The organism is Aeromonas sp. QDB18, assembly GCF_027705325.1.
Taxonomy (GTDB): Bacteria; Pseudomonadota; Gammaproteobacteria; order Enterobacterales; family Aeromonadaceae; genus Aeromonas; species Aeromonas caviae.
In genome coordinates this window covers 1-8,799 of sequence record NZ_JAPDBQ010000165.1, presented here as the reverse complement: position 1 = coordinate 8,799, position 8,799 = coordinate 1, and the positions used below count along the sequence as shown (strand labels likewise).

The 8,799-nt window shown below is 61.4% G+C and carries 7 protein-coding genes, 1 tRNA gene and 1 pseudogene; 6 read left to right on the top strand and 3 right to left on the bottom strand.

The window, feature by feature from the left end:
* Positions 1 to 70: 70 nt before the first annotated feature.
* Positions 71 to 1,669 (top strand): annotated as a pseudogene (locus OKC30_RS18355) (methyl-accepting chemotaxis protein); the annotation flags it as partial.
* Positions 1,670 to 1,958: 289 nt separating this feature from the next.
* Here OKC30_RS18355 and OKC30_RS18350 read toward each other — a convergent pair.
* Complete coding sequence (locus tag OKC30_RS18350; protein WP_160837923.1) at positions 1,959 to 2,843, bottom strand: 6-carboxytetrahydropterin synthase; 885 nt, start codon at positions 2,841 to 2,843, stop codon at positions 1,959 to 1,961.
* A gap of 79 nt (positions 2,844 to 2,922) precedes the next feature.
* Here OKC30_RS18350 and OKC30_RS18345 point away from each other — a divergent pair, with 79 nt between their 5' ends.
* Positions 2,923 to 4,266: a dihydroorotase gene (locus OKC30_RS18345; RefSeq protein ID WP_039038976.1), complete on the top strand. Its 1,344-nt coding sequence runs from the start codon at positions 2,923 to 2,925 to the stop codon at positions 4,264 to 4,266.
* Here the strand turns inward: OKC30_RS18345 and OKC30_RS18340 are convergent.
* Positions 4,256 to 4,570 (bottom strand): hypothetical protein, encoded by a 315-nt coding sequence (locus OKC30_RS18340; RefSeq protein ID WP_270665135.1) that lies wholly within the window; start codon positions 4,568 to 4,570, stop codon positions 4,256 to 4,258. The genes OKC30_RS18345 and OKC30_RS18340 overlap by 11 nt on opposite strands.
* Positions 4,571 to 4,603: 33 nt before the next feature.
* Here OKC30_RS18340 and OKC30_RS18335 point away from each other — a divergent pair.
* The 3 genes from OKC30_RS18335 (at position 4,604) to OKC30_RS18325 (ending at position 6,740) form a co-directional block, all read left to right on the top strand.
* Positions 4,604 to 4,680, top strand: a tRNA-Pro gene (locus tag OKC30_RS18335).
* 120 nt (positions 4,681 to 4,800) lie between these two features.
* Positions 4,801 to 5,277 carry a CC0125/CC1285 family lipoprotein gene (locus OKC30_RS18330; protein ID WP_041212844.1) on the top strand — a complete coding sequence of 159 codons (477 nt, stop codon included), beginning with the start codon at positions 4,801 to 4,803 and terminating at the stop codon, positions 5,275 to 5,277.
* Positions 5,278 to 5,480: 203 nt separating this feature from the next.
* Positions 5,481 to 6,740 (top strand): dicarboxylate/amino acid:cation symporter, encoded by a 1,260-nt coding sequence (locus tag OKC30_RS18325; protein WP_045525467.1) that lies wholly within the window; start codon positions 5,481 to 5,483, stop codon positions 6,738 to 6,740.
* A 73-nt stretch (positions 6,741 to 6,813) separates the two neighbouring features.
* Here OKC30_RS18325 and OKC30_RS18320 read toward each other — a convergent pair whose 3' ends face one another.
* Entirely contained in the window at positions 6,814 to 7,260 is a 447-nt protein-coding gene (locus tag OKC30_RS18320) for a methyltransferase family protein (RefSeq protein WP_010674336.1), read from the bottom strand.
* 179 nt (positions 7,261 to 7,439) lie between these two features.
* On the opposite strand from OKC30_RS18320, the gene alr reads away from it, so the two are divergent.
* Positions 7,440 to 8,666 (top strand): alanine racemase, encoded by a 1,227-nt coding sequence (gene alr / locus OKC30_RS18315; RefSeq protein ID WP_270665138.1) that lies wholly within the window; start codon positions 7,440 to 7,442, stop codon positions 8,664 to 8,666.
* Positions 8,667 to 8,799 lie beyond the last annotated feature (133 nt).

Here is an 8,799-nt window from a genome sequence, read left to right as displayed (position 1 = left end):
ACTATCTGGACACTGTGCTCGCAGCTGGCCTGCAAAAACTCTCTGAAATTTAACAGGATGTTCACGCTCTCACCCTGCCCTGCTCACCCGGCTGCACAAGGTCAATCAGGCCAAGGGCCAGTTCCAGGTCAGCCTGCCCCAGTTCAAGAAGAACCTGGGGGACATGATGGTCACCATCGACGACAGCTTCATCAAGATGCTCTCCGAGACCCTGACCACCAAGCTCTCCGCCATCGAGCTCTCCACCATGGATGCCCTCAACCAGAGCATCCCCGCCCCCATCGAGGCGGCGCTCAAGCGCAACAAGATGCAGATCGAGGGCTTCAACAGCACCATCAAGGATCTCCAGGGGGAGCTCAAGGACTTCGACAACAACATGGGCCACTACGTCCATGGCTTCGTGCGCGACACCACGGGTAATGACGGCGTGCTCTCCCAATACCTGGCCCTGATGAAGCAACAGCAGGCCATGCGCGAGCAGAGCAAGCAGGCGAGCCAGCTCATCCTCAGCATCCAGAACAAGCTGGAGGGGATCACCGCCCAGAGCCAGCAGCTGATGAACGCCAGCATCCAGGCCTCCGATCGGGTGCAGACCCAGAGTACCCTGACCCAGGGGATCAGCATCGCCATCGCCATCTTCGTCGCCATCCTGGTGGCCTTCACCCTGGGCAAGGCCATCCGCCGCCCCCTGAAAGAGCTGCTGCGGGTGCTGACCGAGGTGACCCAGGGTGACATGACCCAGCGCGTCGGCTTCAAGAGCCAGAACGAATTCGGCCAGCTCGCCAGCCAGATCAACCTGCTGATCCACCAGATGGGGGATGTGCTCAAGCAGCTCTCCCAGGCGTCGACCCAGCTCAACAGCGCCGCCCACGACAACCGCCACACCACCGAATCGGTGCGGGCGGATCTGGAAAAACAGCGTCAGGAGACCGCCTCGGTCGCCGCCGCCATGACCCAGATGGAGGCCTCGGTGCGGGAGGTGGCCCAGGCCGCCAACCAGACCCTGGAGCGGGTGCAGGATGTGGAGAAGGCCTCCGAGATGGGGCGCAAGGTAATGGCAGGCAACATCACCACCACCCATCAGCTCGCGGGCAAGCTGCAGCAGACCGGCAAGGTGATTGGCGACGTGAGCGCCATGAGCGGCCAGATTGGCAACATCCTCGACGTCATCCGCGGCATCGCCGAGCAGACCAACCTGCTGGCCCTCAACGCCGCCATCGAGGCGGCCCGTGCCGGCGAGCAGGGACGCGGGTTTGCGGTGGTGGCCGACGAGGTGCGCAACCTGGCCGGTCGCACCGCCCAGTCCACCAGCGAAATCCAGACCATGATCGAGAACCTGCAGCAAGGCGTCGCCCGGGCGGTCAACGTGATGCAGGAGTGCTCCCGCGAGATGGACAGTTGCGTGGATCAGAGCTCCCAGGCCAACAACGCCATGGAAGAGGTGCAGGGCATCGTGGTGCTCATCAGCGACATGTCGAGCCAGATAGCCTCCGCCGCCGAGCAGCAGCAGGCCACCAGCGCCGACATCGCCACCAACCTCAACCGCATCTCCGACATCTCGGATCTCAATTATCAGGGCATAGAGCGGGTCGCCGAGACCAGCCAGCAGCTCGACTCCCTTGCCGAGCAGCAGGAGGGGCTGGTCCAGCGCTTCCGCCTCAGTGCCTGATGGCCACGACCCGATACGACAAGGCCCCGCATTGGCGGCAATGCTGTTCACTTAAGAGAATTTGAGTTCCAGTCCACGTAGTATCAGGGCTAAAAAATGAGGGAGGCATGATGCCTCCCTCTTTCTATTGCAAGCCACGCTGGATAAAGGCTGAAGGAACATCGACTGGAAACAGCCTTGCTCCCCCAACTCAAGTCGCATTTATGAATAATTAGTCAAAAATGTGCTTATCTGAACAGCATTGCCCGCATTGGCGGGGCCTTGCTTTTTACTGGCATGCGGCGCGGGATCAGGCGTAGGCGATGGCGCCCTTGCCGACCCCTTCATAGGCGACAATCTTGACGAACTTGTCCCCTACCTGCTTCTTCACCTCGCGGGCGATGTAGTGGGCCAGCAACTCGATGGTGGTATCGGTGTCGATCATCTCCACCTCCGCCGCCGGCATGGCGAGCTGGAACAGCCCCTGGGGCGCCACGTACTTGAAGCCGATGTAGTGAGTGTCCCCTTCTTTCAGTGACGCCTCGGCCCGCTCGCTCAGGGCGAGTTCGCCAAGGGCCACCCTGTCCTCTTCGGTGCCCAGGTAGATGTCGGCCCAGCGCTCGGCCCAGTTGAACTCCAGCTCCTCGTCACGCTCCCCGTCCACCAGGATCTCGACGGGAGAGCGGTGGCCGTGGGCGATGCGCTGGCAGTTGCCGTCGTGCTTCTTGAGGCCGTGGCTGTAGTGATAGAAAGCGCCCTCGATGCGCTCCGAGCGCAACGTCAGGGAGAGATCCTTGATGTTGCCGGGCAGACGCTTGGCCAGTACCCCCAGCAGATAGCGGGTCACCGACTCTTTATCCACCTGGGGGGCGGGAATGAAGGCAAAGCCCTGGGTCGGGCAACGCAGGTGAATGGCGCGACCCGGACGCAGCAGATCCACGGTGCTCTCGTCGTTGTCCAGCGCGTGGACATGGACCAGGGGACATTCCGTCGGCACCAGCAGCTTGTGATCCACCTCTTCATCGATGATCGACTTGATGAGCTTCTTCACCCGACCGAAGTCCAGCAACATGCTCATCTCGTTGAGTTCGCCACTCATCTCGATGTCCACCAGCCAGCTCTCGCCCACCATGCCGCGGCGCTCGCATAAATAGCTGGAATCGATCACAGTCAAATCTCTAACAAATAACTTCATTACTCAGGCCTTGCTACAGAGAAAGTGCAGTTTGCGATATTATGACCCCGGATTATCGGCAAAGGAACTGGAACCCCCCATGAACAAATTGCTTATCAAGAATGCCACCCTGGTCAACGAAGGCCGCATCTATGCCTCCGACGTCCTGATCGAGGGTGAGCGGATCGCCCGCGTCGCCCCGGACATCAGTGCCCCCGATGCCGTGGTGATCGATGCAACGGGCCGTCATCTCATCCCCGGGATGATCGATGATCAGGTCCACTTCCGGGAGCCCGGCCTGACCCACAAGGGAACCATCGCCAGTGAATCCCGGGCCGCCGTGGCCGGTGGCACCACCAGCTTCATGGAAATGCCCAACGTCAATCCCCAGACCACCACCATCGACGCCCTCGAAGCCAAATACCAGATCGCCGCCAACTCCGCCGCCGCCAACTACAGCTTCTACCTGGGTGCCACCAACGACAACCTGGAAGAGATCAAGAAGCTCGATCCCAAGCAGTCCTGCGGCATCAAGATCTTCATGGGGGCCTCCACCGGCAACATGCTGGTGGACAACCAGGAGACCCTGGCAGCCATCTTCCGCGAGAGCCCGGTGATGATCGTCACCCACTGCGAGGACACCCCGTCCATCAAGGTGCTGGAAGACGAAGCTCGCGCCAAGTGGGGCGAAGACGTGCCCATGCGCGAGCACGGCCGCATCCGCAGCGCGGACGCCTGCTACAAATCCTCCAGCATGGCGGTCTCCCTGGCCAAGCAGTACGGCGCCAAGCTGCACGTGCTGCACCTGACCACGGCGAAAGAGCTCTCACTCTTTACCGCCACCCCGGATCTGAAGGATCTCAAGGACAAGAACATCACCGCCGAAGTGTGCGTCCACCACCTCTTCTTCAACGAGGCGGACTACGACACCCTGGGCAGCCAGATCAAGTGCAACCCGGCGGTGAAGAGCGCTGCCGACCAGCACGCCCTGCTGGATGCGGTACGCAACGACGTGCTCGACATCATCGCCACCGACCACGCTCCCCACACCTGGGAAGAGAAGCAGAACAGCTACTTCAAGGCGCCGTCCGGCGTGCCCCTGGTACAGCACTCCCTGCAGGCGCTGCTGGAGCTCTACCACAACGGGGTCTTCAGCCTGGAAACCATCGTCAAGAAGACCTCCCACGCGGTGGCCGAGCGCTTCCAGGTGCAGGATCGCGGCTACATCCGGGAAGGTTACTTCGCCGACCTGGTGCTGCTGGATCTCGGCAAGCCCTACGTGGTCACCGACAGCAACCTGCTCTACCTGTGCGGCTGGTCCCCGTTCAACGGCTACCGCTTCCAGAGCACCATCGAGATGACCCTGGTGAACGGACAAATAGCCTGGCAGAACGGCCAAGTCACCGACAAGGTATTGGGCAAGCGACTCACCTTCAACCGCTGATCTGGATGATGACCGCTTCCAGCGCGCCCTGCTTGAGATGACCCTGGTCAACGGGCAAATAGCCTGGCAGAACGGCCAAGTCACCGACAAGGTATTGGGCAAGCGCTTGACCTTCAACCGCTGATCTCGGCTTGAGAGCATCACGCCAAACGGCCACCTCCGGGTGGCCGTTTTTCCTGCAAGACAGCGGTGAGGTGCCGACAAAATGCACCACTGGTCGCACTTTGATCCGAAGTTGCTCGCAAAGCAGGCAAACGATCTCGAACCTGAATTTCCCCTGTTGACAGGGTCGGGGCATCTCCATAAACTCCCTCCCCGTCAGCCGAGCTGACTCCGTCGGTGTGTAGCGCAGCCAGGTAGCGCATCTGCATGGGGTGTAGAGGGTCGGAGGTTCGAATCCTCTCACACCGACCAAATTCCCCGAGAAAGGCCTTGTCAGACGACAAGGCCTTTTCTTTTATGGTCTTCCGCCGCGATTGTCTCTCCAACCCCTTTATGCTGTAGTAAAACCCCCTTTGCCAAGCGGCCCGCATCATGTTGCCTTCCCTTCGTACTTTCTGCACCCTTGCCCTCAGCGCCCTGCTGGTCGGCCAGCTCGCGGGCTGCGCCACCGCCTATGACAGTGAAAAATCGTTCTGGAATGGCCAGACCGGTTTTTCACAGACCCAGCTTGGCCCGGCCCGCTGGCAACTGGAGTTTGTGGGAAACGATCTGGTGGACAGGGAAACGGCGCGCAAATACGTGCTCAAGCGGGCCGGTGAGGTGGCACTGGCAAAGGGATACCCCTGGATTCGGGTCGAGACGCTGACCCTGTCGCGGGATGCCGTCAGGGTCACCCCGACCCGCCCCCAATTCGGGTTCGACGAGTACGAGCCAGACACCTTCATGGACGACATGCAGGTGGAACATCGCACCTCGGCCCTGCTCGTCTTCACCCTGGAGGCCAGCCCCCGAGACGCGCAGAGCATGGAGGCCGTTTATCTCGCAAAAATTAAAATAAACAGCGATTAATACAAATAAATCACAAGATGCATATCAAATGTAGCTAACAACAGTACAAAACTCCGAAACAAGTCACTGGATTTCCCCTTCGCGATTAGGCATGCTCCAGCACACCGGCTGTCTGGATTCCACCGCCCGGATCACAAAAAAGGACTGAGGCGGCCCCTCGCCGCCTGCACAGGCATTGCACCTATCGAAACCGGAACTCCCCCATGAAAATGAACAAGTTGACCGTTGCCATCCTCATTGCGATGTTGCTTGGCATCGTGACCGGGCAGGGTTATCGCCTGCTCGCGCCCGCACAGGCCGCAGGCTTTGCCGATGACATCACCCTGCTGACCGACATCTTCCTGCGCCTCATCAAGATGATCATCGCCCCCCTGGTGTTCACCACGCTCGTGGTCGGTATCGCCAAGATGGGCGACACCCGCACCGTGGGCCGCATCGGCGTCAAGACCCTGGGCTGGTTCATGCTCGCCTCCCTGATGTCCCTGACCCTGGGGCTGGTCATGGTCCACCTGATGCAACCTGGGGTGGGGCTCTCCCTCTCCCTGCCCGATGACGGCACCAGCTCAGGCGTGGTTGCCACCGCCATCTCCCTCAAGGATTTCGTGACCCACGCCATCCCGAAAAGCGTGGTCGAGGCGATGGCCACCAACGAGATCCTGCAGATCGTGGTCTTCTCCCTCTTCTTCGGGCTGGCCGCCGCCGCCCTGGGGGACGACGCCAAGCCCGTGGTCAAGCTGATGGCCAGCGGCGCCGAGATCATGCTCAAGGTGACTGGCTACGTGATGAACTTCGCCCCGTTCGCGGTGTTTGGCGCCATCGCCGCCATGGTCGCCAAGGAGGGGCTCGGCATCCTCGCTACCTATGGCACCTTCATGGCCCAGTTCTATCTGGCGCTCGGCTGCCTATGGCTGCTGCTCATCGCCATGGGCAGCCTCTTCATCCGCCGCCGCATCCTGACCCTGCTCGCCCTCATCCGCGAGCCCATCCTGCTGGCCTTCTCCACCGCCAGCTCCGAGGCGGCCTACCCCAAGACCCTGGATAGGCTGGAGAAATTTGGCTGCGACAAGCGCATCGCCAGCTTCGTGCTCCCCATGGGCTACTCCTTCAACCTGGACGGCTCCATGATGTACTGCACCTTCGCGGTGATGTTCATCGCCCAGGCCTATGGCATCGAGCTCTCCACGGCCCAGCAGATCACCATGCTGCTGCTGCTGATGGTCACCTCCAAGGGGATGGCCGGGGTGCCCCGCGCCTCCCTGGTGGTGATTGCCGCCACCCTCAACCAGTTCCACATCCCGGAAGCGGGCATCTTGCTGCTGCTCGGTATCGACCACTTCCTCGACATGGGGCGCTCCGCCACCAACGTGCTGGGCAACGCCATCGCCGCGAGCGTGGTGGCCAAGAGCGAAGACAGCCTGGGGGAGACCGCCCCCCTCGGCGAGGTGGACACCGCCAAGGCGTGATCCCCCCTGACCCCCATGACAACGGCCCGCCTCTGCGGGCCGTTGTCATATGCCTGATGGGGCACGCCGCGCCTCAGCACCAGCGCCTGACCTGCCGGCAATAGTCGTCATAGGCATCGCCGAATTGTCGCCGCAGCGCCTGCTCCTCTGCCAGGATCTGGAAGCGGGTAAGCCAGCCCCAGAGCAGCAGCGGCCCGAGCCACACTGCCATGCCTCCCAGATAGCACGCCAGCGCCAGGGTCCAGCAGAGCAGCCCCAGGTACATGGGATTGCGGCTGATGCGATAGACGCCCCGAGTCACCAGCACCCGGCTGCTCTCCAGCCGCTGGGGGTGCACGGTGGTGCGCTGCTGCCAGAAATGCAGAAGCGCACCGCCTCCCAGCAGGGCGCCCGCCAGCCACAGCGTGGCGACCAGCACCAGCCACAGGGGCGCTGCCCTCCCCTCGCCCCGCCCCAGCCACATGGCGAGCACGATGACGACGAACAGCAGCAACGGTGGAATCCGCAACGTCAGCTTCATATTTTCTTCCTGCAACACGTGCCACGATTGACGCCGTTGAGATACACTCCCAGAGTCGGCATCTGGATAAAAAGTGAAATATATCATTAGCATAGCAACATGCCATGACCAGACCTGCCGCAGCTCGCCTCAGCGATGAGCCCAGCCTCAACTCAAGACAATAAGAAAGGACTTGCCCCATGCACAAGAAAACACTGCTCGCGACCCTGATCTTTGGCCTGCTGGCCGGCCAGGCGGTCGCCGCCCCCTACCTGCCGCTCGCCGACGACCACCGCAACGGTCAGGAACAGACCGCCGCCAACGCCTGGCTGGAAGTGGATCTCGGTGCCTTCGAGCACAACATCCAGACCCTGAAGAATCGCCTCGGTGACAAGGGCCCGCAGATCTGCGCCATCATGAAGGCGGACGCCTACGGTCACGGCATCGACCTGCTGGTCCCCTCGGTGGTCAAGGCAGGCATCCCCTGCATCGGCATCGCCAGCAACGAAGAAGCACGTGTTGCCCGCGAGAAGGGCTTCGAAGGTCGCCTGATGCGGGTGCGTGCCGCCACCCCGGATGAAGTGGAGCACGCCCTGCCCTACAAGCTGGAAGAGCTCATCGGCAGCCTGGAGAGCGCCAAGGGGATCGCCGACATCGCCCAGCGCCATCACACCAACATCCCGGTGCACATCGGCCTGAACTCCGCCGGCATGAGCCGCAACGGCATCGATCTGCGCCAGGACGATGCCAAGGCCGATGCCCTGGCCATGCTCAAGCTCAAGGGGATCACCCCGGTCGGCATCATGACCCACTTCCCAGTGGAGGAGAAAGAGGACGTCAAGCTGGGGCTGGCCCAGTTCAAGCTGGACTACCAGTGGCTCATCGACGCCGGCAAGCTGGATCGCAGCAAGCTCACCATCCACGCCGCCAACTCCTTCGCCACCCTGGAAGTGCCGGAAGCCTACTTTGACATGGTGCGCCCGGGCGGCATCATCTATGGCGACACCATTCCCTCATACACCGAGTACAAGAAGGTGATGGCGTTCAAGACCCAGGTCGCCTCCGTCAACCACTACCCGGCGGGCAACACCGTCGGCTATGACCGCACCTTCACCCTCAAGCGCGACTCCCTGCTGGCCAACCTGCCGATGGGCTACTCCGACGGCTACCGCCGCGCCATGAGCAACAAGGCCTATGTGCTGATCCATGGCCAGAAGGCCCCCGTCGTGGGCAAGACCTCCATGAACACCACCATGGTGGACGTCACCGACATCAAGGGGATCAAACCCGGTGACGAGGTGGTCCTGTTCGGACGCCAGGGTGATGCCGAGGTGAAACAATCCGATCTGGAGGAGTACAACGGTGCCCTCTTGGCGGACATGTACACCGTCTGGGGCTACACCAACCCCAAGAAAATCAAGCGCTAAGCAAATTGCTGACATGAAAAAGGGCTCCCGAGGGAGCTAATGCCGATCAGTTAAGAATCCATTGACCGATCCTCAGGCTGTGTAAGAATCCGAAACTCCTTGTTGGGTTTCGGATTTTTTTATGCGTATCGAC

Bases quoted from the DNA above. Each gene is read 5' to 3' on its own strand.
- OKC30_RS18345 (WP_039038976.1), top strand. From the start codon at position 2,923: ATGAACAAATTGCTTATCAAGAATGCCACCCTGGTCAACGAAGGCCGC.
- OKC30_RS18320 (WP_010674336.1), bottom strand. From the start codon at position 7,260: ATGAAGCTGACGTTGCGGATTCCACCGTTGCTGCTGTTCGTCGTCATC.
- OKC30_RS18330 (WP_041212844.1), top strand. From the start codon at position 4,801: ATGTTGCCTTCCCTTCGTACTTTCTGCACCCTTGCCCTCAGCGCCCTG.
- OKC30_RS18340 (WP_270665135.1), bottom strand. From the start codon at position 4,570: ATGGAGATGCCCCGACCCTGTCAACAGGGGAAATTCAGGTTCGAGATC.
- OKC30_RS18325 (WP_045525467.1), top strand. From the start codon at position 5,481: ATGAAAATGAACAAGTTGACCGTTGCCATCCTCATTGCGATGTTGCTT.
- alr (WP_270665138.1), top strand. From the start codon at position 7,440: ATGCACAAGAAAACACTGCTCGCGACCCTGATCTTTGGCCTGCTGGCC.
- OKC30_RS18350 (WP_160837923.1), bottom strand. From the start codon at position 2,843: ATGAAGTTATTTGTTAGAGATTTGACTGTGATCGATTCCAGCTATTTA.